15 protein-coding genes are annotated in these 24,817 nt (G+C 46.8%); 9 read left to right on the forward strand and 6 right to left on the reverse strand.

Going from position 1 to position 24,817, the window contains the following annotated elements; translation table 11 throughout:
* Positions 1–174: 174 nt before the first annotated feature.
* From K6G33_RS06240 to glmM, 3 genes are all read right to left on the reverse strand, one after another.
* The gene (locus K6G33_RS06240; RefSeq protein ID WP_296777398.1) at positions 175–1,983 is read right to left on the reverse strand and encodes a Na/Pi cotransporter family protein; all 1,809 of its coding nucleotides are present in this window, start codon (positions 1,981–1,983) and stop codon (positions 175–177) included.
* A 171-nt stretch (positions 1,984–2,154) separates the two neighbouring features.
* Positions 2,155–3,753 (reverse strand): lipopolysaccharide biosynthesis protein, encoded by a 1,599-nt coding sequence (locus K6G33_RS06245; RefSeq protein WP_296777399.1) that lies wholly within the window; start codon positions 3,751–3,753, stop codon positions 2,155–2,157.
* A gap of 207 nt (positions 3,754–3,960) precedes the next feature.
* Positions 3,961–5,346, reverse strand: coding sequence for a phosphoglucosamine mutase (gene glmM, locus K6G33_RS06250; protein ID WP_296777401.1), 1,386 nt, complete (start codon positions 5,344–5,346; stop codon positions 3,961–3,963).
* A gap of 400 nt (positions 5,347–5,746) precedes the next feature.
* Here glmM and K6G33_RS06255 point away from each other — a divergent pair, with 400 nt between their 5' ends.
* The 7 genes from K6G33_RS06255 (at position 5,747) to K6G33_RS06285 (ending at position 20,159) form a co-directional block, all read left to right on the forward strand.
* Positions 5,747–9,352 (forward strand): YfhO family protein, encoded by a 3,606-nt coding sequence (locus K6G33_RS06255; RefSeq protein WP_296777402.1) that lies wholly within the window; start codon positions 5,747–5,749, stop codon positions 9,350–9,352.
* Positions 9,353–9,784: 432 nt separating this feature from the next.
* Positions 9,785–12,031, forward strand: coding sequence for a cellulase family glycosylhydrolase (locus tag K6G33_RS06260; RefSeq protein WP_296777405.1), 2,247 nt, complete (start codon positions 9,785–9,787; stop codon positions 12,029–12,031).
* Positions 12,032–12,330: 299 nt separating this feature from the next.
* Positions 12,331–13,005 carry a CpsB/CapC family capsule biosynthesis tyrosine phosphatase gene (locus K6G33_RS06265; RefSeq protein ID WP_296777407.1) on the forward strand — a complete coding sequence of 225 codons (675 nt, stop codon included), beginning with the start codon at positions 12,331–12,333 and terminating at the stop codon, positions 13,003–13,005.
* A 94-nt stretch (positions 13,006–13,099) separates the two neighbouring features.
* Positions 13,100–15,043 carry a nucleoside-diphosphate sugar epimerase/dehydratase gene (locus K6G33_RS06270; RefSeq protein WP_296777410.1) on the forward strand — a complete coding sequence of 648 codons (1,944 nt, stop codon included), beginning with the start codon at positions 13,100–13,102 and terminating at the stop codon, positions 15,041–15,043.
* A gap of 298 nt (positions 15,044–15,341) precedes the next feature.
* Entirely contained in the window at positions 15,342–16,370 is a 1,029-nt protein-coding gene (gene fliB / locus K6G33_RS06275) for a flagellin lysine-N-methylase (RefSeq protein WP_296777412.1), read from the forward strand.
* 140 nt (positions 16,371–16,510) lie between these two features.
* On the forward strand, positions 16,511–18,739 hold the full coding sequence (locus tag K6G33_RS06280) for a leucine-rich repeat domain-containing protein (RefSeq protein WP_296777414.1): 2,229 nt from the start codon (positions 16,511–16,513) through the stop codon (positions 18,737–18,739).
* Positions 18,729–20,159, forward strand: coding sequence for a leucine-rich repeat domain-containing protein (locus K6G33_RS06285; protein ID WP_296777415.1), 1,431 nt, complete (start codon positions 18,729–18,731; stop codon positions 20,157–20,159). Before K6G33_RS06280 ends, K6G33_RS06285 begins: the two co-directional genes overlap by 11 nt.
* Positions 20,160–20,222: 63 nt before the next feature.
* Here the strand turns inward: K6G33_RS06285 and K6G33_RS06290 are convergent, their stop codons facing one another.
* The 3 genes from K6G33_RS06290 to rnhA are packed head-to-tail and all read right to left on the reverse strand — an operon-like array spanning position 20,223 to position 22,332.
* Positions 20,223–20,690, reverse strand: a complete 468-nt coding sequence (locus tag K6G33_RS06290) for an EF-Tu/IF-2/RF-3 family GTPase (protein ID WP_296777418.1) — start codon at positions 20,688–20,690, stop codon at positions 20,223–20,225.
* A gap of 14 nt (positions 20,691–20,704) precedes the next feature.
* The gene (gene nifS / locus K6G33_RS06295; RefSeq protein ID WP_296777421.1) at positions 20,705–21,892 is read right to left on the reverse strand and encodes a cysteine desulfurase NifS; all 1,188 of its coding nucleotides are present in this window, start codon (positions 21,890–21,892) and stop codon (positions 20,705–20,707) included.
* Positions 21,892–22,332 carry a ribonuclease HI gene (rnhA, locus tag K6G33_RS06300; RefSeq protein WP_296777429.1) on the reverse strand — a complete coding sequence of 147 codons (441 nt, stop codon included), beginning with the start codon at positions 22,330–22,332 and terminating at the stop codon, positions 21,892–21,894. The genes nifS and rnhA overlap by 1 nt, the downstream gene beginning before the upstream one ends.
* A gap of 354 nt (positions 22,333–22,686) precedes the next feature.
* On the opposite strand from rnhA, the gene K6G33_RS06305 reads away from it, so the two are divergent.
* Together K6G33_RS06305 and K6G33_RS06310 are read left to right on the forward strand one after the other, a co-directional pair.
* Positions 22,687–23,466: an ABC transporter ATP-binding protein gene (locus K6G33_RS06305; protein ID WP_296777424.1), complete on the forward strand. Its 780-nt coding sequence runs from the start codon at positions 22,687–22,689 to the stop codon at positions 23,464–23,466.
* A gap of 3 nt (positions 23,467–23,469) precedes the next feature.
* A complete protein-coding gene (locus K6G33_RS06310; RefSeq protein WP_296777427.1) occupies positions 23,470–24,633 on the forward strand; it encodes an ABC transporter permease in 1,164 nt (387 codons plus the stop codon).
* Positions 24,634–24,817: the final 184 nt, after the last annotated feature.

Genomic DNA, 24,817 nt, shown 5'->3' on the forward strand with positions numbered 1-24,817 from the left:
GTCTCTTGTCATGACGATACCTCCTCTGCTTTTTTAGTTTGGTTGGCAGACCTTTTCTATTATAGCATTGGAGGTTTTATTTTTCTACTCATAGCTAAAGCTTTCAGAACCCCCAGTAAAACTGGGGGGTTTCAGAAGCCACTAAAAAAGGACGACCATTGGTCGTCCTTTTTGTTAGTGTGCTAATTTTGCAGAATCTACATTCTCGTTATTTCCAAGTCGGCGGAAATACTCCTCCGCATACTCGCGGTACTCTTTTCGGAATACCTCGTCGTTCTCTTTGACATCGTGGAGATATGCGTGTATATTGGTCTTTTCGTCTGTCTCGATAAGACAGCCTGCTATATTTGAACAGTGGTCGGAAACACGCTCAAGATTTGTAAGGATATCCTGGAAGATGTATCCAAGCTCTACTGTACACTCGTCGTTCTGAAGTCTGCGGATATGTCTGTTCTTCAGTTCTGTGCTGAGGTTGTCCACAACTTCTTCAAGCGGCTCAACTCTGTGAGCAATGCTAAGCTCATTCTTGACGTATGCGTCAAACGCCTTGTTTACGTTCTCGGTGATCGCGTCTGTGATGACGATTATCTCGTTTATACACTCCTCTGAGAAGTTTATTCCCTTTTCGTGCATTTCCTGTGCCGATTCTACAAGGTTCACAGCGTGGTCGGATATTCTCTCGAAGTTACCGACGCAGTGCATCATCTTCGATACGCTTCGGCTGTCTGCGCCTGTGATACTTGCCTTTGAAAGCTTTACAAGGAAGCTGTTTATCTTATCCTCATATCCGTCGATAATGCTCTCATTTTCGATGATAGTCTCACAGTTTTCTTCGTTATAATCTGTCAGTATCTTCAGAGCCATACCGATAGTCTCTCTTGTAAGGTCTGCCATCTGAGTAGTTGCTGATAAACAAGAATGAACAGCTACAGCAGGTGTTTTCAAAAGGATATCGTCCAGACCTGTAATTGCATTTTTAGTATTTACTTCCTCACTGCTGTCTTCCTTGATAATGATTTTGGAAAGCTTTACAATATGCTTTGAGAAAGGTAAAAGTATGACCGTAGTCGCAATATTGAATATAGAGTGCATAACAGCTATTCCTACATATCCGACAGTCTGATCGAATATGCTGAGCTGAATAACACTTTCAAGTATCATTGATACAGGCAGGAGTATAAGTGTTCCGAGGACCTTTATGAGAATGTGTATACAAGCAACACGCTTTGCATTCTTGTTTACTCCGATACTTGAAATGAGTGCTGTCACGCAAGTACCTATATTAAGTCCCATGATTATAGGAAGTGCCATACCGTATGTCAGCGCACCTGTCTGTGAAAATGCCTGTAATATACCGACAGAAGCTGCCGAGCTCTGGATTATTCCTGTAAAACCTGCACCTACAAGTACACCGAGGATAGGATTCTTGAACGCTGTAAGAACATTCTGGAATTTAGGCGAATCCGCAAGCGGTGAAACTGCATCTGACATAAGTGTCATACCTGTCATGATAATAGCAAATCCCACAAGGATACGTCCGATATCCTTTTTCTTGTTCTTCTTTGCGCCGATTATCATTATTACACCTACAAGTGCAACAAGCGGTGCAAATGATGACGGTTTAAGCATCTTGATAAAAGGATTCTTTCCGTCTACTCCTGCAAGGCTCAGTATCCACGCAGTAAGAGTAGTTCCGATGTCAGAGCCGAAACAAACTCCGATAGTCTGTTCAAGAGTCATTATGCCTGAGTTAACGAATCCCACAAGCATTACCGTCATTGCTGACGATGACTGTATCGCAATGGTTATTCCCATACCCAGCATCAGAGCCTTGAATCTGTTTGCAGTCATTTTCTTGAGTGCTATCTCCAGCTTTCCGCCCGTGAGCTTTTCAAGTCCTGTAGACATTACGTTCATACCGTACAGGAAGAAGGCAAGTCCGCCGAGAAGCGTGAAGATATTAAAGATTGAAAATTCCTCCATAACTTTTCTCCTACTTTTTATACTATTTATTTCTCCAACTATTATTATATCAGGATAGCACCGTAAGTCAATAATTTCAGTCATAGTTTAACGTGGATTTAACATTGAGCAGTACAAACAAAAACGCCCGAAAGTCATGATGACCTTCGGGCGCTCTTATTTATTAAGACATTACTTCTTCTTTTTCTTATTGTTGTTATTGTTTGCGGACTTTACGGTTTTTGCAGTATTTTCAGGAGCTGCTTCCTCTTCGATAACATCAACGAGCTCGTCAAGGCTTACTTCTTCTTCGTCGTCATCGTCATCATCTGCTGCAAAGACCCTTTTCTTGGAATTTGCTTCCTTGAGAGAGTTAACGAATGCAGCGATCATATAAATAACAAATATGAGAAGCTCAACAACGATGAGCGGCTTTACAGCGTTCTTGACTGCATCTGAGAGACCTGCTCCGATCGATCTTGTTGCAGGGATAAGAACATTGTATGCGTGTGCGAACTGAACATTCTCGTAGTAATCGTTAGCAGTCTGCTCTGTGAGTGAAACGATATTATCGACCTTCTTGCTGAGTGCCGCGATATCTTCCTCTACCTTTTTTATATTGCCCTGTGAGCTGTTTGTGTTGTTCTGGAGAGCGTTGCGTCTTGACTCATAGAAGTTGATATCCTGTCTTGTCTGTGCAAGAGCAGCTTCAACATTGGTCTTCTGTCTGAACAGTGAGTCATACTGCTCCGAGTGAGTTGATGACTCTGTATTTGTACCCTCTGTGCCGTTGCCGAAGATAAGGATAGTATCCTTTTCGTACTGAGTTATGGAAGCCTCAACGGAAGCGAGTCTTTCCTTGTACTCATTCTCGTCACGCTTGAGGTTCTCGATCCTGTAGTTGTAGTAAGCAAGTGCGGAATCCTTATCCTTTGTAACGTTGTTTACCGAGATGTAAGATGATATTCTGTCGAGGTCAATGCTGCCTACAGTTTTTGCATATTCAGAAAGGTCATTGAATGTGTAGCCTGTAACACTTGAACGGAATGTTGTATTGTCGTCCTTTGCAAGTGATGCGAGGTAATTTCTTACTGTTCTGAGTGAATTTCTGAAAAGGTCTATCTGCTGAGCGTAGTCATAGTCCTTATAATCAGCAACATTTACAGCTGCGCCGAGAGGCTCATTATAGCCGTACTGCTCGTAGAAGTAGTCACGGTAGCGTTCAAGGAGAGTATTCAGCACCTCAACACCTGTTTTTCTGTCGAAGCCTGCCTTGCCGAAGTCAAAGTAGATAGTGAACTGTGTAGGATAGTAAGTTACATCGAGCATAGCCTGTGCAGCGGAGAGACTTCCTGTTGTTGCCTTGTCCATAACGCTGTTATAGGCTGTGAGCCTGTCGTAAGCGTCCTCGGGGATCTTGTAATCGAAAGAGATGTTAGCTCTTACCTTCTCTATATTATCGAGGTCGATGCCGAGTTCTGTGAGCGCCTTTTCGATGACGATAGGGTTCTTCATGGAATTTACATCGAATTTGCGTCCCTTAGGGTCAAGTCCCTTCTCGATGCCGCTGTATGTAAAGCTTATGAGAGCTCTTGCGGGAGTTTTCTTCGAGAACGAAATGATAGCTGAAAGAGCAATGCCGAGGACACCTGCTGCGATGCAGGCAACGAGCCATATTGCGAGCAATCGTTTAAGATTCTTGAAAATACCCGAGATAGATATTATTATATCGTTTTTATCTTCCTGATTTTTAATCGTAACGTTGAGATTACGCTCATTACTTTTAGCCATTTTAACCTCCGATTTGTCTGTATTATATCGTATTACGGCATAACACGCCGTAATAAACATTATATCACTAATAATTCACCTCGTCAATAGTTATGTCAAATTTTATATAATTACTTAAATTTCAATATATAGCCTTTTTTCTCCATTCGGAGAATAACGAAAGGCTCTCCGCAGCACCTGCCGCAGAGAGCCTGATATTATATACTATTATAATGTATGACCCTTCACCTTTATAACGTTAACGACTCTGTCTACCAGTTCGTGACAGACTGCCTCGTCCTGAGCTTCTACCATTACTCTTACGAGAGGCTCTGTACCGCTCTCGCGGACGAGAATTCTTCCCGAATTGCCAAGCTCTTCCGCAACCTTGTCAACTTCTGCGCGTACATCGGGGTCAGCCTGTGCAGCAGCCTTGTCCTTGACCTTGACATTTTCGAGCACCTGTGGGTATACCTTGAAAGGTGCTGCAAGCTCGCTGAGCTTCTTGTCGCGTGACATTATTACCTGCATGATCTTCAGGCTGGTGAGGATACCGTCGCCTGTGGAAGCGTACTTCGAGAAGATGATATGTCCGGACTGTTCGCCGCCGATACAGCAGTCATGCTCCTTCATGTACTCGTATACGTACTTATCGCCTACAGCGGTCTTTGCGTAGTCAACGCCTATCTCGTCGAAGGCTCTGTAGAGTCCGAAATTGGACATTACCGTGGTAACGACTGTATTGTTTATGAGCTTTCCGCGCTCCTTCATATATCTGCCGTAGATATAGAGGATATGGTCGCCTGTGATAACGTTGCCGAGCTCGTCAACGCAGAGGCAGCGGTCAGCATCGCCGTCGTATGCAAAGCCTGCGTCAAGACCTTTCTCCACTACGAATCTCTGAAGGTTCTCGATATGTGTCGAGCCTGCATTGTTGTTGATGTTTATACCTGTAGGCTCAGCATTTATAACGTAGGTCTCAGCGCCGAGAGCGTCGAATACGGACTTTGCAATGTTCCATGCAGCACCGTTTGCACAGTCAAGTCCTATCTTCTTGCCTCTGAACGAATACATACCAAGTGATATGAGATAGCCCAGATAGCGGTTTCTTCCCGAGATATAGTCAACGCTCTTGCCTATCTTTTCGCCGTGAGCGAAAGGAACTTCGTCCCAGTCCTTATCGAAAGCGTGGAGCTTGCCGTCGAGGTAAGCTTCTACCAGCTCGATCACGGTGTCTTCCATTTTCTCGCCCTGTCCGTTGATGAGCTTTATACCGTTATCGTAGTAAGGGTTGTGGCTCGCCGAGATCATTATACCGCAGTCAAAGCCGTCAACTCTTGAAATATATGCTACTGAGGGAGTAGTTGTGACGTGGAGAAGATAAGCATCAGCTCCCGATGCAGTAAGTCCGCCTACCAGTGAATACTCAAACATATAGCTTGAACGGCGTGTGTCCTTGCCGATAACTATGCGGGGAGCTTCGTCCGAGCCGTTTCTCCTTTTGAGTTCGCCGTAATACCAGCCGAGGAAACGTCCTACCTTGTAAGCATGGTCTGCTGTGAGGTTTTCATTTGCTGTACCTCTGAATCCGTCAGTTCCAAAATATTTTCCCACTATATTGTATCTCCTTATATATAAAATAAAAGTATAAGTCCTGTAACAGGCTCATAACGTTTTCATTATAACACTTTAAATAGTCGCCGTCAATGCTTTTCTAAGAATATTTATAACAAGTTATCAAATCAACCTATAATTTTGTGCATTTCCCACAATATGTACTCCGATATTTGTCCGTTTTGAGCCTGTGCTCATACCTTCCCATATATTATACGTGCGAGGGTCGAAAAACTCTCAGTTTTTTGCGAAAAAATTTTCTTCAGGGGTGCGTTCCCGAGCATTTTATCATGACAGATAAATTTAACTATTGCAAACACAAATGATTTGTAGTATAATAGAAAATAGTATAAAATCGGGTATTATGGCTTTACCGCCCGAATCAAAAGGAGGAACAAAATTGGCTAAGTCACAAGCTACGGGTACCAAGGCTAAATCAGCCTCTGCCCGCAACAAGATCGGCAGCATCAAACCTGATATCACTGCCGCGGACATCATAGCCGAGAAGAGGGGTCAGAAATTCAAGCCGCTATACTATGTAGTCGCTTTCATCGTACCTTTTCTGCTGACATTCGTGTCATACATCTGCTTTGATGTTTATCCGTTCGGTGAACGTTCGGTGCTCACACTCGACCTAAACGGTCAGTACATTTACTACTTTGAATCACTCAGAGATGCATTCTGGGGTGACGGAAGTGCTTTCTACAGCTGGAGCCGTAACCTTTCGGGCGGTTTCATGGGTATCATAGGATACTATCTGGCAAGTCCGTTCACTCTCATCGTCATGATCCTTCCGAGGAAGATGATCCTTGAAAGCGTTATGATAATGCAGATGGCTAAGGTCGGCGCAGCAGGTCTTACTTTCTGTATGTATGCGCAGAAATCCAAGAAGCTCAAGCCGCTCCAGTCACTGATGTTCTCAACGATGTATGCTATGATGGCTTATGTCGTTATCCAGCTCATCGACCCTATGTGGATCGACGGCCCTGTATTTCTTCCGCTCATAATACTCGGCGTGGAATACCTCGTTGATGACGGAAGAAAACTCAACTACATTATCCCTACTGCGATAATGTTCGTTGCAAACTTCTACATCGGCTTCATGATAGCAATATTCATCGCTATCTACTTCGTTTACTATCTCTTCTTCGGCACAAACCGCAAGTTCAAGGGCATCGAGGACTACGCAAAGACTGTCGGCATCATGGGCATTTCCACAGTTGTTGTTGTTATGTGCAGCGTTATCATGATACTCCCCGTTTACAACGCTCTCGCACTCGGTAAATTCGACTTCTCCGTGCCTGATTACAGCTACAGGGCTATGTTCAATCCTATCGAGCTCGTCCCATGTCTGCTCCCAAACCAGTATTACTCCGTAAATGTTGATGAGGGAACCCGCTTCTACGGCAGACCTGAGATATACTGCGGTGTGCTCACATTCATTCTTATCCCTCTGTTCTTTATGAACAAGAAGATAAAGACCAACAAGAAGATCGGCTGCGGCTTCCTTATGTTCGCACTTCTGTTCAGTATGTACGTAAAGCCGATCAATATGCTCTGGCACGGCGGTCAGGATCCTAACTGGCTCCCTTACAGATATTCGTTCCTGCTTTCATTCGTTCTCGTTTCAATGGCGGCAGATGTATTCTCAAATCTTGACGGATACAGGCTCACAGCCCTCAGCACAGGCATATCGGCGGCGGTCATCGGCGGACTTTCCGCTATATTCTGCGGCATGATGAAGAAATTCAACTACAATGAGAGCAAGTACAAGTACGTTGCTATCTTCCCGTACAAGGACAAGATGGAACACTCTCCCGACAGCTGGGACGAGATCTGGCTCGGTACTATCGCTTTCGGTCTGATACTCGCCGCTTTCTACCTGACAGGCGTTTATCTCTACAGCCACTCCCGCACACAGAAGGCTAAGAACGCTATAACAGTCGTTATGGCAGGTCTTATCTTCTTCGAGACAGGCTACAACTGCTACGACTCGTTCAGAAAGATATTCAAGGAAGTAGGAAACTCTGACAAGAGCACCTACACCGAGATCATGTCCGCTCCCGACGTTGTAAAGGAACTCGAAAAACACGACGGCGGCTTCTACCGCGCAGAGAAGACCTTCTCACGTATGGTAAACGACAATCTTGCATACGGTCTCAAGGGTATCTCGCACTCCAGCTCGGTAATGAATGCAAGAGCTATCAACTTCATCGAGACTATGGGTTACTTCACTCAGAGCTTCGAGTCGAAGTATGAGGGCTGCAACCCTGTTGCGGACTCTATCCTCGGCATCAAGTACGTCCTCGATGATCCCGTAAGAACAAATATCGGCTCAATGGTAGATTCTTCCTACAATAAGATCTATTCCACATCTTATAAGAAGGACGACGACGTTCCTGCTTCAATAGACGTTTACGAGAACCCCAACGCTCTCAATATCGGCTATATGGCTGATGACGATATCCTGATACTCTCAGGTCTCGGCAACGACAACCCGTTCAACAGCCTTAACAACTTCCTCAGCTCTATGACAGGAAATACTGCCGATTATTCAACTGTCCCGATAGTCCCCAAGGAGTACTACAAGCCTTTCGACTATACCGTTAATTACGACGATACAAAGGTCTACCTCCACGACTACAACAACAACGGCACTATCCACGACTGCTATGAAGCATTCCCAGGCGTTGACGACGCTGTTGTAAACGTTGATGTAACTGTTCCAAAGAGCGGCAATATCTATATGCACCTCGGCTCTGAAATGAGAAAACAGGTGAACGTATGGGTCGGCGTAAAGGACACAGACGGCGTTTACAGAGGTCAGAAGTCAGGCACTGAAAACTACGACGGCTACGGCACTTACTTCAACACAAACTCATCTCCTATCGTAAGAATGGGTCCGTTCAACGAGGGCGATGAAGTAGAGATAAGACTCACTATCCCGCCTACAGGCGACAACCAGACTTATACAGGCAGCAATGAGTATATGATGGTTAGAAAGAACGCAGGCTTCAACTTCTACTACCTCGACGAGGACGCTTTCACTGAAGATATCAACAAGCTCAAAGAGCATCAGTGGAACATCGACATGAGCAAGTCCAACGACCGCCACCTCGTAGGCGATGTTGACGCTCAGGAAGGTCAAATACTCATGACCTCGATCCCTTACGAACCCGGCTGGGATATCGAAGTGGACGGCAAGAAGATCGACGATCTCATTATCGAAGAAAAGAACGCTCAGACAGGCAAGGTGACTCTCAGAAACGCCGAAGGCGATGTGGGCAAGGTCATCGTTCTCGGAACTATGATGGGCGTTAAGCTCCCCGCAGGTCACCACACCGTTTCAATGAAGTATACTCCCCCAGGCTTCAACATGGGTCTGTTCACCCTTCTCCTCGGCATCGGCATACTCGTTATGTTCTATATGTACGATAAGAAGCACAACAAGATACTCCTCGCAAAGCAGAAGGCTAACGAGATTATCAAGAGCGGCGAAGCTGACAAGTACCTCGCTGAGGCTGAGAAGATGAAGGCTGAAGCTGAAAAGAAGAACAAAAAATCAGTACAGATCATCAAGTCAAAGGGTGCTGTTGCCGAAGAAACCCTGAAAAAGCAAAAATCAGACAGTGAAGCTGATAATAGCAGCGAGACTGATAACGAAGCTGCCGAAGAGCTCGTGAAAAAGACTGCTGACGCTATAAAGGGCATTATCGAATACAAGGGCATCGAGATACTCTCCGATCCTAAGGGACTTGCTTTGGCTATCGAAAAAGCTGATCCCGAACTCAGCAAGGAGAGCAAGTTGTTCGCAATGGCTCTGAACGATAATATCGCCGAGACATTCATCAAGGAGAACGACAAGGTCCTCAAAGGCGGCAAGAGCGCTGATTCGATCACAAGCAAGCTGATCGAGGAAATATCCGAATACCTCAAGGACGATAAGGCAAAGCTTGTTATAAACAGTATTGCTTCCGCCCTCGGTTGGAACATAAAGAAGAAATGATCTTTTAGCCCCCGCAGCTGCGGGGGCTTTTTATGTGTTTTTTACACAAATATCAGTCATATGTTTTGAACATCATGCACATATAACAAAACTCGTAATATTATGACAAAAATGGCAAAATAATGATGTATATGTTAATGAAATATTTCGTACTTAATTCTTATTACGTACTCCTTAAATATTATTGCCTACATAATTACATTTGTTACTATAATAACAAACCCTCAATATTCCCGATATTTCGCTTTTCTTTTATTTGAACAATTCTACTAAAATAAGTCCAAAGATTTCTATGTTACATTTCACGCTTTTATTTTACATTTTATTGACTTTTTAAAATGGTAACGGTATAATATAAGTGTAAGCATTTTTAAGGCTTTCTGCACTGAGCCTTAAAACAAACCCACCATTCTATTCAGGGAGGAATATCAAATGTTTAACAATTCTAAAAATGTGAAGCGTTTTGTAAGCATCTCTGCTGCTGCAGTATGTCTCTTATCATCACTTCGCATTGCTCCGATCGGCGATTACGCTGACGCAGCATCAACAATGACAGCTTTCGAGATAACTGAAAACATGAAAGTAGGTTGGAACCTCGGTAACACAATGGACGCTAAGGCTGGCGACGAAAAGGGCGATTTCGCTACAGCAGGTCTTGAGACCGAGACTGCATGGGGTTGTCCAAAGGCTAACCAGAAGCTGTTTGACGCTCTCAAGGCAAAGGGATTCAACACTGTTCGTATCCCTACAACATGGTTCCAGCACCTCGACGCAAACGACAATATTGACCCTGCATGGCTCGCTCGTGTTCACGAGGTAGTTGACTATGCATATAAGAACGGTATGTACGTTATCCTTAACGTTCACCACGAAAACTGGATCAACAGACCCGACCTCCTCACAGCTTATGACGAGATCAATAAGAGACTCATGAAAATCTGGACTCAGGTTGCTACAGAGTTCAAGGACTACGATCAGCACCTCATCTTTGAGTGCATGAACGAGCCTCGTGCTGCTGGTACATCTTACGAGTGGTGGTCAGCAACTCCTGTTAAGGAAGCAGAAGTTATCAACAAGCTCAACGCTGACTTCGTAAAGCTCATCAGAGGCATGGACAGCCCTTACGCTAAGACACGTCTCCTTATGCTCCCAGGCTACGTTGCAAGCTCAGACAAGACTTTCCTTAATCAGATCGTTTTACCTGACGACAATTTCGTTGCAGTTTCGATCCACGCATATATACCTTATAACTTCACAATGAACACAAACGAGAAGGAAGGCGCTTACCACGACACCTTCACTAAGGAGTTCAGCAACGACCTTGCTTACAACCTCCAGAACTTCCGTGATATGTTCATTAACAAGGGCGTTCCTGTAGTTATCGGCGAAATGGGTACTTCAAACTTCGGCAACACACAGGCTCGTGTTGACTGGACAACTCAGTACTTCAAAACTACTAAGAAGTACGGTATCCCTTGCTGTCTCTGGGACAACAACATCGAGACCAACCCTGAGGCTCCCGGCGAGTGCCACGGCTACATCAACCGTGAGACAGGCGAGTGGTATCAGACAAGCCTTCCTGTTATCAACAAGATGATGGAGATCATGAACGATAAGACTATCGTTTGGGGCAGCGAAGGTAAGATGCCTACTTCCGATCACAAGGATCTTTCAACAGGTAAGGTATTCCTTACAAATACAACTATCGACGTTGCTCTTAGCGATACATACGGCAACTCAACTCCAGGCAAGGAGATCTCATGGAACGACCTCAAGGGCAAGGAAGTTGCTATCAAGTTCACAGGCGATGTTCCTGTACTCGCTGTATCAGACGCAAACTACAAGAACTGGTCAGAAATGTCAGCTTACACAGTTGACGAAGAGAAGGGCATTGCTTACTATCTCGTAGACCAGCAGGTTCCAAAGGCTTATCCTGAAGACCTCTCAACTATCAACCATATGCAGGCAAGAACACCCGGCAAGACAACTATCGAGCAGATGGTTATCCTCGACGCTCCTAATGTTCAGCTCGATATCCCTGAGGACAAGACAAAGAAGACTTCTATCGACTTCTCTAAGGCTCAGGCAACTGACAACCTTATCATCAAGATCAAGGGCGAACCAAACACAGATACTAACGGCTGCGTTGGCTTCAACGGCAACGGCTGGGAGCAGATCGAGTGGGAAGGCAAGACAGATGCTAACGGTAAGCTCACAGTTACTATCCCAATGAGCAAGTTCCCTGCTGGTATCCAGTCAGGTGAGGCTCAGATCTGGTATCAGGCAGAGCTCGTTGACTTCGACGGCATCAGCTTTGCTGCTGCTCAGCAGACAACAACTACTACATCTGCTACAACCACAACAACTTCAACTACTACAACTACAAGTGCAACAACTACTGTTGTTTCTACAACATCAACAGTTACAACTTCTGTTGATTACAGCGACGTAGTTGCTGGTGACTCTAACCAGGACGGCGACGTTGACATGAGCGACGTTGTATTCATCATGCAGTCACTCGCTAACCCAAATAAGTACCAGCTCTCAGCTAAGGGTCTCAAGGCAGCTGACGTTTACGGCAACGACGGTATCACAAACCTCGATGCTCTCGCAATCCAGATGCGTCTCCTCCACCTTATCGACACACTTCCTGTTCCGGCAGGTACAGTTATCGGTTAATCAATTCACCGAAATAAAGTTCTTCATAGACCTCTGATAATGCAGCCGCATTTTGCGGCTGCATTTTTTATATGCAAATGTCCCTATGGTCATACAATTATAATATATTATTAACTTTTGTAAGCTATTGACAAAACAATATTAACTGTTATATAATTATAACGGTATCGCTGTACAGATAATTAGATATAGTTACAGCTTTACTTAAAATGTTATAACAAAAAGCGTAAAAAACAGATGCGCTTTTTTCTTCAATGTATATAGCTAAACCAAATGTAGAAAAAAGGAAGACAATAAATATGCTTACTGATTACCATTGCCATATCCTTCCGGGTATGGACGACGGTGCGCAGGATGTGGAAACTGCTCTCAGTATGATAGAACTGATGAAAGAACAGGGCGTTGAAAGAATTATCGCTACTCCGCATTTTTATGCGCACGAGGAAAGATCATTAACGGAATATCTGCTGCGGCGCGAGGACGCTTACGAAAGCATCGCTGAGTTCGCAGCTGTAAAAAATATAATTCTCGGTGCCGAAGTCGCTATCGAACACGGTATTTCCAAGATACACGGCATCGAACAGCTCGCTATGGAGGATACGGGCATGATCCTCCTTGAACTGCCGCTGCGGGATTACGAGGACTGGATATCAGATGAGATAAATACTCTCGCGTCCGAGTACGGACTGAAAATCGTCCTCGCTCATATCCACAGATACCGCCAGTATTACTCGCCCGAAAACTTTGAACGGATTCTAAAGACAGACGCTATTTTTCAGTTCAATAACGAGGCTTTTCTGGTGGACGAGGATAAGCTGCTCCTGAAACAGCTTTCGGAAAATAACTGCCGTATAGTTTTCGGAAGCGATGCACATAATATGGGCGCAAGATGCCCCAACTGGGATATGCTTCTGGAGGAATGCAGCGCAGAATTGCTCGATTCATCGAATGAACTGCTCGAAATAAGAGTATAATACACTTCAGACGAACTTAAATTTGTTTATTATTTAATATTTACCAATACGTTCAGCCTTCACTATGTCGGCTGATCTTTACGGGGGGACAAAATTGAAAAAGGCTTTAGGAACATTCGGCTTCCGCAGAGTCATTCTCGGCTTTGCGGACGCTTTTATCGTCATAGCTTCATCTCTTATCACTAACTTTATCCTGTCATTCTCAGGAAAAGCTATCTCTCGAACCGATATCCTCATCAGTATCGGTGTATGCTCCGTTACCTGCTGCGGCTGTCTCATGATCTTCGGCGCTTACAACAAGCTGTGGAGATTCTTCCACAAACGGGATTACCTCTCCTGCCTGTACGGTGTCGCCAGCGGTTTCTTCTTCGCGGAAGTCTTCGTCTATATCATCAAGAAGTTCATTGATATCCGCTTCATGTGCCTCCATGCGCTCATAACCCTGATAGGAGTGTGCCTTTTCAGATTCATGTTCAGACAGACCTTCGTTACGCTCCATCAGTATTCATCACCAAACGGCAGAAAACGCACCATGATAGTCGGCGGCGGTCAGACCTGCCGCATGATACTCACGGAGATAGCCAATTCGCAGAAAAATAACAGCGATCACAGCAAAATTGCTGCCGAGTACGAACCCGTCTGCATCATCGACGACGACAGGAGCAAGATAGGTACTGAGATCAACGGAGTTATGGTCGTTGGCACTACCAATGAGATAATCAAATACGTTGACCAGCAGCATATCGAGCAGATAATCTTCGCTATCCCCTCCTGCCTCGAGGACGAGCGCAAAAGAATTCTCGACATATGCTCGGGAACTAATCTGAAAGTCAAGGTAGTCCCATTCATCGGCAACCTTATCTTCGATAACGGCAGAACTCCCCTCATTGCCCAGATGCATGATATAAAAATAGAAGACCTCCTGGGTCGTTCTCCAGTAAAATTTGATAATGTGGAGATCCGCCGCTTCATCTACGGAAAAGTATGCATGGTAACAGGCGGCGGCGGTTCCATAGGCTCGGAGCTTGTGCGCCAGATCGCTAAATACAGCCCTCAGCGCATTATCATCGTAGACATATACGAAAACAACGCCTACGATATCCAGCAGGAGCTTATCATGGAACACGGCGAAAGCCTTAACCTCACCGTGCTCATAGCCTCCGTAAGAGACTATGCCCGCATGAACGCTATCTTCGATAAGTACAAGCCCGATATCGTCTTTCATGCGGCTGCTCACAAACACGTTCCGCTTATGGAAAATTCACCAATGGAAGCCATCAAGAACAACGTTATCGGTACCTTCAATGTGGCTACTCTTGCACAGTTCCACAAGGTAAGACGCTTCGTTATGATATCTACCGACAAGGCAGTTAATCCTACAAACGTCATGGGCGCTTCAAAGAGATGCTGCGAAATGATAATCCAGTACCTCTCTCAACAGCCCGACTGCTATACCGATTTCGTAACAACGCGCTTCGGAAACGTTCTCGGCTCAAATGGCTCTGTTATCCCGCTTTTCAGAAGGCAGATCGAACAGGGCAAGCCCGTTACGGTCACTCACCCCGATGTCATAAGATACTTCATGACTATCCCCGAAGCTGTCAGCCTCGTTCTCGAAGCGGCTGCCATAGCTCACGGCGGCGAGATATTCGTCCTCGATATGGGCAAGCCTGTCCACATCGTAAAGCTTGCCGAAAACCTCATTCGTATGTACGGTAAAGTGCCGTATGAGGACGTTCAGATAAAGTTCACAGGCCTGCGCCCGGGTGAAAAGCTCCGCGAAGAACTGCTCATGGACGAGGAGGGGCTGCAAAAGACCTCCAACGATCTTATATTCATCGGCAAACAGCTTTCCTTCGACGGCGAGGAGTTCATTCAGAAGCTCAGGAAGCTGCGAAATGCTGCTAACGATAACCTCAGCGATATCGTTGTGGAAACTCTCCGCGAGATAGTCCCCACATTTATAACTCCCGACGAGTTCAACAGGTCGGAGATAATAAAACACAGCTCAAATGTCTCCAGAAAGACCGGAGACTGAATAAACGTTAGCCAACAGTGTTCGCCCGCCAATTCCGCATGGAACGATCTGTAGGTGAGGCTGCCCTCGGGCTCACGCTGTTTATTAAGGGAACGCCTTCACTTGCAAGGCGTTCCCTGTTTTAAAATTCACCCTTTGCAAAGCGCCTGACAAATATCGGACGCTGACCAAATCCGCAAGGGCTGACCATAGGAAACACATTCCCTTTGGAAGCCCGTTATCAGTTAAAACAGACTTTTTCTACAAGCTGAGGGACTGTTTCAGTCCCTTTATTATTGCCATAAACAGGAGTGATACTATGATATACAGATCCCCGAAATACTGTCAGGACTTCCGCTGTATCGCAGGCGACTGCCGCGACAGCTGCTGCAAGGGCTGGGAAATCGACATCGACAGCGATACCGCCGAATACTACGCAGGTGTAGGCGGCGAATTCGGCAAAAGGCTTCGGGACAATATCCGCGGCGGCTGCTTCGTGCTCACCGAGGACGAACGCTGCCCTTTCCTCAACAGGCAGGGGCTTTGCGACATATACACCGAACTGGGCGAGGAAAATCTCTGCCGAATATGCTCCGACCACCCTCGCTATTTCGAGTGGTTCGGCAGCGTCAAGGAGGGCGGTATCGGGCTGTGCTGTGAAGCTTCGGCAGCTCTCATACTCTCGCGCCCCTTCACACTCTGCGAGAGAGAAGTCCCCGACGAGGACGCGGCCGGAAACTACGACGAGGAACTTTTCAATCTCCTGATACGTGCCCGCGAAGAGATGTTCGCAGTCTTGCAAAACGAGGATATCCCCCTTAATGAAGCCCTTTGCGATGTGCTCGACATTGCCGCCGACGCTCAGAGCTGCATTGATATGCCCTCTGACGAGCCGCCGACCTGCTCCGATACGGAAGCTGCTCTCCAGGACATTTTCCGCTGTCTGTCTGAGCTCGAACCCATTGACGAGAACTGGAAGCCGTATATAAGCAAATGCGCCGAAAAACTCGGCTGTGCCGCAGAATGTTCCCGCGAGCACGAGCCTTATCTGCGCAGGATAGCCCTTTACCTCATATTCCGCTACCTGATGAAAAGCGTCTACGACGGCGAAGTGCTGGGATACGCAAAGTTCGCAGCGGTCAGCGTCATAGTGATAAGTATGCTCTATCGCTGCTCTCCTGCCGAAAACGGCTGCTGCTCATTTACCGACTGCGCCGATATCGCCAAGAACTACTCAAAGGAGACCGAATACTGCGAGGAGAACATGGCGGAGCTTCTTGAACGTTTCCGCACAGAACCGTTTTTCGCCATAGATTCGCTGAAGCTCCTGCTCCCGCGCTCTCTTTGATGCAATGTGGACGGAATCTGAAAAATCCGCCCGAAATACGAAAACTACGTGAAATTCGTTGCAATATCTTGCCCATTGTGCTATAATGTATAAGAATTAACAGCCCTGTGAGACTGTATAAAATTTGAGAGGGTTTTAATATGTTCGACCGTAAAAAAATCGCTGCTCTTGCTGCAAGTATCCTTATCTGCGCAGCTTCGGCAGCTTCACCTGTCTGCGTCTTAGCAGACAATAATAACGAAAGACCTGCCTCTGACGCGGAAGCTGCTGACAGCTCTCTTGTTCAGAGCGGCGATTTCACTTATTCGCTCACCCATGACGGAAATGTCTGCATCGAGGACTGCATCAGCAACGAGGAGAATCTCGTTATCCCCGATACTCTGGACGGAAAGGCAGTAACCGAGCTGGGGGCTTACGCTTTCGGCAGTGACCACGAAAAAAATCAGTTTACTTCCATAACACTCCCTGCGTCCATAGTCTATATCTCAGACCGCAACCCGTTTATGTACTGCACAAAGCTCACTGAGATAAAAGTCGCTGACGGCAGTGCCGATTTCTGCGCAGAGGACGGCATACTCTATACAAAGTCAAAGGACAAGCTCGTCCACTACCCCTGCTGCAAAAGCGGCGACAGCTTCTCTATACCCGAGGGCGTAACTGCACTGGGAACAGCTTCGATATACAATACCAAACTCAAGGAGATAAAGTTCCCGTCAACTCTTGAGGAGATAGGCGTTTTTGCCGTAGGTGACACCTCTGATCTCACAAATGCTGACCTTCTCGGCACTAAGGTGCATACTATCGACACTTATGCATTCTCAGGCTGCGAAAAGCTGGAAAAGGTGCTCCTGCCTTCAACTCTCGAAGTTATAGCAGGCGGAGCTTTCGCAAGATGTTCGGCTCTCGCAAACATTACGCTCCCCGATTCACTGACTTCCATTGGTCAGTACGCTTTCATGGACACCGATCTTTCCGTGATAATCATTCCCGATTCCGTTGAGAGCATCGGCTACAGCGCATTCGGCTACTACACCGCCCCTACAGGCAATGTTGCTAAAAACGACGGCTTTATCCTTGTCGGCGGCCCTACATCTGCTGCAAAGATCTATGCTACCGATTCGGATACCGACTACGACTATAAGAACAACTTCGTGTTCATGACACCCGATCAGTACTCCGAACAGCAGGATCTCCTCGATCTGGAAAAGATCAAGTCAGGCGACTATGAGTACGCTGTTACCGCTGCGGGAGCTGTTCTTACTATGTGCAGTTCTTCTGATGACAAGATCGAAGTCCCCGAATCTCTCGACGGCAACACCATTGTAAAGATATACCCTGCCTGCTTCTCTAACTGTCAGGCATCGGAGATAATCCTCCCCGATACCGTTACCGAGCTGAGAGAAATGGCTTTCTATAACTGCCAGAACCTCAAATCAATAACTCTCCCTGAAAGCGTGAAAACTATCGGCAACAACGCTTTCGACGGCTGCCAGTCCCTTGAATCTGTGGAGTTCCTCGGCGCTGAGACTATTGGAAATCAGGTGTTCAACAACTGCGAGGCTCTCAAATTCTTTACGGCAGCAGGCTGCCTGAACTCGTGGGACGACGATGAACCGTTCATATTCTGCACAGCTCTCAGGGAGATAAATATTAAAAGCGGCGAGGGCGCTTACTCCTCAGCCGACGGCATACTCTACAACAAGGACAAGACAACTCTCATCGCTTACCCTGCAAGCAAGCCCGAGACCAGCTTCAAGGCTCCGCTGAGCGTCGAGGAGATAGGTCAGTCGGCTTTTGCAAAGGCTAATAACCTCAAAAGCGTTGAGCTGCCAAATGTCAAGGTGATAAATTCCTACGCCTTTGAGGACTGTCAGGCGCTTTCTTCCGTCAAGCTCTCAAAGGAGCTCACAAAGATCGGCTCCGATGCTTTCTATAGCTGTCCGTCACTGAAAAGTCTGCGTGTATACGACAAGCTTACCACTATCGGCACCTGCGCCTTCGGCTTCTGCCAGAACGACAAAGCCACCGAGGAAACAGATGAGCATGATAAGGTCGTTGACGGCTTCAAGCTCTATGCGCCAAAGGACTCAACCGCTTACAAATTCGCAAAGGATTCAGGCATAGAGGTCATTGCAGGAACCGTTGAATTCTTCGGAAAAAATATGGATATCCGCTTCCTCGGAGCTATAGGCGGTATCATAGCAGCTGCTATACTCGCTGTTATCGGCATAATAACAGGCAAGAGCCTGAAAAAGAAAAAGGCTGCAAAGGAACTCGCTGAGAGAAAGGCAAAGTCTGCCGAACTCCGCAAGCAGCAGCACAGTGCTGACACTGCCGGCAAGAAGGAGGACTCAGCCAATGAGAATTAACTTCAAAAGCATTTCCGCAGCACTGGCAGCAGGTCTTATATCTGCCTGCTGTATGCCGTTCACGGTTTTCGCAGACCAGCTAAAAGGCGCTGAAACCGAGCTTTACGACGGCTCTTTCTACTACGAGCTCAACGACGACAAAACTTACACCATAATCAAGTGCAGCGCTTCTATCATCGAATCTGTTCCTTCCATACGAAACGGTACGGCTATCACGGCTATCGGCGAAAAGGCTTTTGCAAACTGCTCGGAGATATCACACCTCGAACTGCCCGATTCTATCACTTCTATCGGCGCAAACGCTTTCTACGGCTGCACAGGACTGAAGGAGGTAACTCTGCCGAAAAAGCTCAAGTCCCTCGGCGACCACGCTTTCTTCTCTTGCAGTGCCCTCGAAAGCATTACTTTCCCCGAGACCCTTACGGAGATACCCGATTATTCCTTCGCACTCTGTGATAATCTGGAAACCGCAAAACTCCCCGATACCGTTACTTCTATCGGCGAGTATGCCTTCTACCAGTGCGGCAAGATAAGCTCGTTCAGGCTCCCTGCTTCACTCAGAACTATTGGCGAAAACGCTATGGGAAGCTGGTTCTCCATTAAGGATATAGACGCATCTGCGTCCTCAGCCTTCGTCTACGAGAACGATATGCTCATGAACTTCGCAAAAAGCGAGATATACCGCGCTTCTTCGGCTATAAGCGGTGATGTGGTGATCCCGGACAATGTACTGACCATAAAGGCAGGCGCTTTCTCGACCTGCGCCCAGATAACAAGCTTACGAATGCCTTCATCTGTTACAAGTATCGAGGACGAAGCTTTCAGCTACTGCTCTTCCATAAAGAAGGCTGACCTGTCATCGGGACTGCAAAAGATCGGCTTCGGCGCATTCATGTTCGATCAGCAACTCGAAACACTGGAGATCCCGACCAATGTTTCGCTTATCGACGAGAACGCCTTTGCGTACTGCATGAAGCTGAATAAGCTCATACTCCCCGAGGGCGTAAAAACTATCGGCAAGGACGCTTTCCTTGTATGCGACGAACTGAAACAGGTGAGCATACCTAAAAGCGTTACCGAGATCGGCGATGACGCTTTCGGATATACCGTCGAGAATTCACAGCGTCAGCTCCTCAGCGGCTTCCAGCTCAGTGTATTCTCGGGTTCGGCAGGCGAAAAATACGCAAAGAGCGAGAAGATCGAGTATACCGTTACCGATCTCAACATCAAAAAAGTGGCATTTCTGGTCATAGCTGTAGGACTTATCCTTGCTGCGATAGTATTTGCGGTCGTCCTCATGAAGCACAGCAAAAAGCTGGCTACAGCAGGTGCGCGTAAGGCTGAAAAGGCTGCGAAGGAGAAGGAAGCAGAAGCAAATTACAAGAAGATAATGAGCGACGACGATTCGGACAAAAACTGATCGGCGCTTATATAATAACTCAGCCCGAAGGCAGAACATAAACGTTCTGCTTTCGGGCTTTTCTCATTCTTCTTTATTATCGGCTGACTCCTCGGCAAGCTGCTTCTCCTTGTTGCAGTCAGCTCTTTTAATGATGTCGTTCCTGCTCACCTGTTTTTTGTCAATGTCCTTCAGCATGAAAGCTGCATTTGCGCCCTCAGTCACCGAAACACAAGCCTTGCGAAACTGTTCTATACCAACTATCTCTGTATCCACTTCAACATCTCTGCTGCGCATTATAGTCACCTTGTCACCGACGAAGAATACTCCGCCTGTAACTGTTCCCACAACGACAACGCCGTTGCCTGATATCGCCATAACGTCACTGACAACGAATTCCGCATACGTACCCTCGGCTACTCCCGACTGCGGAGTATAATACTCCTCGTACTCACGAAGCTCCCTCTCATCGTCGGTCATAAATCCCTTGTTCTTGTTGTGGTTGACTATCATGCCCCTGATACCGTCCTTGATGCTGTCAAAAAAGCTCATATTACGCACCCCTTTTAAGTATTATCGTTTCTTATCATATGCTGCCACGCTGATGAACTCCTGCGCAGCTTTTCTGCCGTTTCCTCTATCGTCCCGATGATATATCCTGCGTCGTCAGATGTTATATCCTCGCCTATGGTAAGCCTTACAGCGCCCTTTGCAGATGCTTCGCCGAGCCCCATTGCAAGGAGTACATGAGAAGGATCTGCTTCTCCCGTTGTACAGGCAGAACCCGAGGACACGTATATCCCCTTCATGCCCAGCATGAGCGCCATAGCTTCTCCGTCGATGCCCTCAAATGATATGTTGATATTCCCTGCGAGCCGTCTGTTCCTGTCGCCGTTGAGCCTTGTATATGGGATCTTCAGGATACCGTCCATGATGCTGTCCCTGACGGAAGCAACTGCTGCTTCCCTGCTGTGTATATCGCATACAGCAGCTTCTATGGCAGCTCCAAGACCAACTATGGCAGGTACATTTTCGGTGCCTGCCCGTCTGCCGCGCTCCTGACCGCCGCCGTGAAGAATACTCGGGAGCTTTGTGCCGCTGCGTATGTACAGCGCTCCCACGCCCTTCGGCGCATGAAACTTGTGTCCCGAGAGCGAGAGCATATCTATCCCCTGCCTGTGTACATCTATTTCCATATGTCCCACAGCCTGCACCGCGTCGGTGTGGAAAAGAACGCCCTTTTCACGGCATATCGCCGCTATTTCGTCAACGGGCTGCAAAGTGCCCACCTCATTGTTGGCATACATTATGCTTACGAGAGCTGTATCGCTTCGTATAGCCTTTTCTGCGTCAGAAGAACGAACAATGCCGTCAGCTCCCACAGGCAGATACGTGACCTCAAAGCCCTTTTTCTCCAGATATCCGCAGGTACGCAGCACTGCATGATGCTCTATCGCGGAAGTAACTATGTGTCTCCTTCCCTGCTCTGCCATTAGCTCCGCCGCGCTCTTTACCGCCCAGTTATCGGACTCGGAACCGCAGCTCGTGAAGTATATCTCCCTCGGCTCTGCTCCGATAGCTCTTGCGGTCTTTTCGCGGGCTTCTTCCACAGCTCTCTGCGCATCGCGCCCCGCCTTGTATATACTTGACGGATTCCCGTATGTCTCGCAGAAGTACGGCATCATCGCCTTCAGAACTTTCTCCGAGACCGCTGTTGTAGCCGCATTGTCCGCGTATATTATGCGTTTTTCCATTATCTTGAATGAAGGTCACGCTGCTCCACTGCAAGGCGGTCACAGCGCTCGTTTTCGGGGTGACCTGCGTGTCCCTTTACCCAATTGAAGGTAACGTTGTGCTTCTCCAGAAGCGGCAGGAGCTGTTCCCAGAGATCGACATTGAGTGCTGGCTTCTTGTCGGACTTTATCCAGCCTTTTTTCTTCCAGCCGTAGACCCAGCCCTTCGTTACGCTGTCCACCACGTATTTGCTGTCGGTAGTGAGTATGACCTTGCATGGCTCTTTCAGCGCAGAAAGTCCTGTAATTACGCCAAGAAGCTCCATTCTGTTGTTGGTGGTGGCGCTGTCGCCGCCTGAAAGCTCCTTTTCGATCTTCCCGAAGCGAAGTACCACTCCGTATCCTCCGGGGCCCGGATTGCCGCTGCAAGCGCCGTCCGTGAATATTTCAACTGTTTTGATAAGGCTCACCTCTGAATAGTCATTGTTATTTATATTTTACATTAAAATCAAAATAAAATCAATAGTTATCATTCTTTTTCTTTTCACCGTAAGTCACGTAAAACTCATTTCAGCCATCTCAGATTGACATTTATGATAACTTGTGATATAATAAATTGTATTTCTTCAAAACGTCATAACACTTTAAATGTATAGCTACTACAATTAACAGAAAAAAGATATTCTGGACAGATGCTAATGAGAGCAGTTATACATGACTGCTCTTTTATTTTTGGTGTTTTTCGGGTAAAGCCTCTGCCTGCGGCTTTGTCTGAGATCATGACTAAACGTACAAAATGATACAGGGAGGAAAAAATGGAAGTACTAAAAGCTCAAAATCTCGTAAAAACATTTATGATAAGTGAGAAACAGCGCAAAACACTGGGTATCACAGAAAAGAAAAAAACGGCTGTAGACGGCATCAGCTTCACTGCTCACTCAGGAGAAGTTTTCGGACTGATAGGCCCTAACGGTGCCGGCAAGACGACTACTATGCGTATGCTGGCTACGCTCATAAGCCCCGACAGCGGCGATGCGCTTTACAACGACGTGAGCGCTGTGAAGTCGCCTGAGAAGATACGCTCACAGCTTGCATTTCTGACAACTGACCTCAAACCCGACATGAAATCAACTCCGAACATTATGTTCGATTTCTTTGCCGAGCTTTACCACGTACCAAAGGACACTGCCGAAAAACGCAAAAAGGAACTGTTTGCAGAGTTCGGTATCGACAAGTTCGCAGATACCATGATCGCTAAGCTCTCTCAGGGTCAGCGTCAGAAGGTATCACTGGTAATATCCGTTATCCACGACCCTAAGTTCGTTATTTTCGACGAGCCTACCAACGGTCTCGATATCATAGCTGCCCGTGAGGTGCGCGAGTTCATTCTCAACATGAAAAAATCGGGCAAGTGCGTTATCATTTCAACACACCTGTTCGACCTTGTTGAAAAAGTCTGCGACAGAGCTGCTATGATAATGAACGGCAAGATCGTCGCTAATGATACTCTCGAAAACCTCATGCAGGGACGCTCGCTTGAAGATGCGTTCTACGACATTTATATGAGCCTTAACGGCGGAAAAGATGAGGTGTGAGCTATGAGAGACATTATTACTGTTACCAAAAAAGAAATCAAGGCATTTTTCGGCGATAAAGCCATACTGCTCCAGATGTTCCTGCTGCCGTTCATCATCGTATTCGGATACGGTATGCTCATGACTTCGATGATGAATTCACAGAAGGAATCCGCCGAACAGCTGGATAAGCCTGTTGTGGCTTACAGCATCAACGCTCCCGAGGAGTTCAGCGACGCGCTTTCAGCTCTGAAGATAACTCCTGCATCGGATAACGATATCGAGAAGTACAAGAAGCAGGTCAAGGACAAGGAGACCGATCTCCTTATCGTGTTCCCCGACGACTTCAAGATGTCCGAGCCGGGCGCAGATCAGCTCTCAAATGTTGATATCTACTATAACTCGGAAAAAAGCAACTCCATGGAGCTTTTCTCGAAAACAAGCGCTGTGTTCACTACCATGCAGCCCCGTACTTTCTCATACAATGAGGACGCCGATACTGATTACGACCTTTTCGACAGCGCGTCTATGGTAAGAAAAATGCTCGGCGGAATTATTCCTCTCATGGTATTTATGGCAGTTTACCTTGTATGTATGAACCTTGCAGCAAACTCCATCGCAGGCGACAAGGAAAAAGGCTTCCTGAATACTCTCCTCGTAACACCTATCAAGCGCGGAAACCTTGCAGCAGGAAAGTCGCTTTCAATACTTATCGTCGCTATCATCGCAAGCTGCTCGGCATTCATCGGAATGGCTGTATCTATGCCCCAGCTCGCAAAATCCATGGAGCTGACCGAGGGTACACAGTACAGCATTGCTGAATACATGATCCTCTTCGGCGCAGTCGTTACAGGTGCGTTCGTGCTCGTCGCACTGCTGCTCATCTTCTCAACGCTCGCTAAGGACGTAAAACAGGCAACAACTCTTTCACCTATACTCCTTTTCGTCATCATGATCCCTTCGCTCATGAGCTCCACAGAGGGCTTCTCCGAGAGCATCGAAAAGCTCGGTACAACAAATTACTTGATACCTGTATGGAACTCCGTAAAAATGATACAGGACGTTATCAAGATAGACTATACAACTTCTAATGTCTGCACCATGATCGCTGTGAATATCGCCGCTGCTGTGCTCGGCGTGTTCATCGTCGGAACGCTCTTCAAGAGAGAAAAGATCGTAAACGGCTGATATCAATAATGTATAAAAAAGGCATTCATCATAACGATGAATGCCTCAGCCTGTCCACAAAGCCCCTCTGCGAGCAACGCAGAGGGGCTAATTACACAGAATATCAGGCAAAAACAAGATCAGAACACAAAAATGGGATATATACAGTATAAAACAACGAAGGCTGACGATCCTTTCTGAGGTG

This window comes from Ruminococcus sp. (assembly GCF_024691275.1).
Classification (GTDB): domain Bacteria; phylum Bacillota; class Clostridia; order Oscillospirales; family Ruminococcaceae; genus Ruminococcus.

Coding starts and splice junctions, on each gene's coding strand:
- K6G33_RS06285 (WP_296777415.1), top strand. CDS start 18,729: ATGAGAATTAACTTCAAAAGCATTTCCGCAGCACTGGCAGCAGGTCTT.
- K6G33_RS06305 (WP_296777424.1), top strand. CDS start 22,687: ATGGAAGTACTAAAAGCTCAAAATCTCGTAAAAACATTTATGATAAGT.
- K6G33_RS06290 (WP_296777418.1), bottom strand. CDS start 20,690: ATGAGCTTTTTTGACAGCATCAAGGACGGTATCAGGGGCATGATAGTC.
- K6G33_RS06240 (WP_296777398.1), bottom strand. CDS start 1,983: ATGGAGGAATTTTCAATCTTTAATATCTTCACGCTTCTCGGCGGACTT.
- K6G33_RS06280 (WP_296777414.1), top strand. CDS start 16,511: ATGTTCGACCGTAAAAAAATCGCTGCTCTTGCTGCAAGTATCCTTATC.
- K6G33_RS06245 (WP_296777399.1), bottom strand. CDS start 3,753: ATGGCTAAAAGTAATGAGCGTAATCTCAACGTTACGATTAAAAATCAG.
- K6G33_RS06265 (WP_296777407.1), top strand. CDS start 12,331: ATGCTTACTGATTACCATTGCCATATCCTTCCGGGTATGGACGACGGT.
- fliB (WP_296777412.1), top strand. CDS start 15,342: ATGATATACAGATCCCCGAAATACTGTCAGGACTTCCGCTGTATCGCA.
- nifS (WP_296777421.1), bottom strand. CDS start 21,892: ATGGAAAAACGCATAATATACGCGGACAATGCGGCTACAACAGCGGTC.
- K6G33_RS06260 (WP_296777405.1), top strand. CDS start 9,785: ATGTTTAACAATTCTAAAAATGTGAAGCGTTTTGTAAGCATCTCTGCT.
- K6G33_RS06310 (WP_296777427.1), top strand. CDS start 23,470: ATGAGAGACATTATTACTGTTACCAAAAAAGAAATCAAGGCATTTTTC.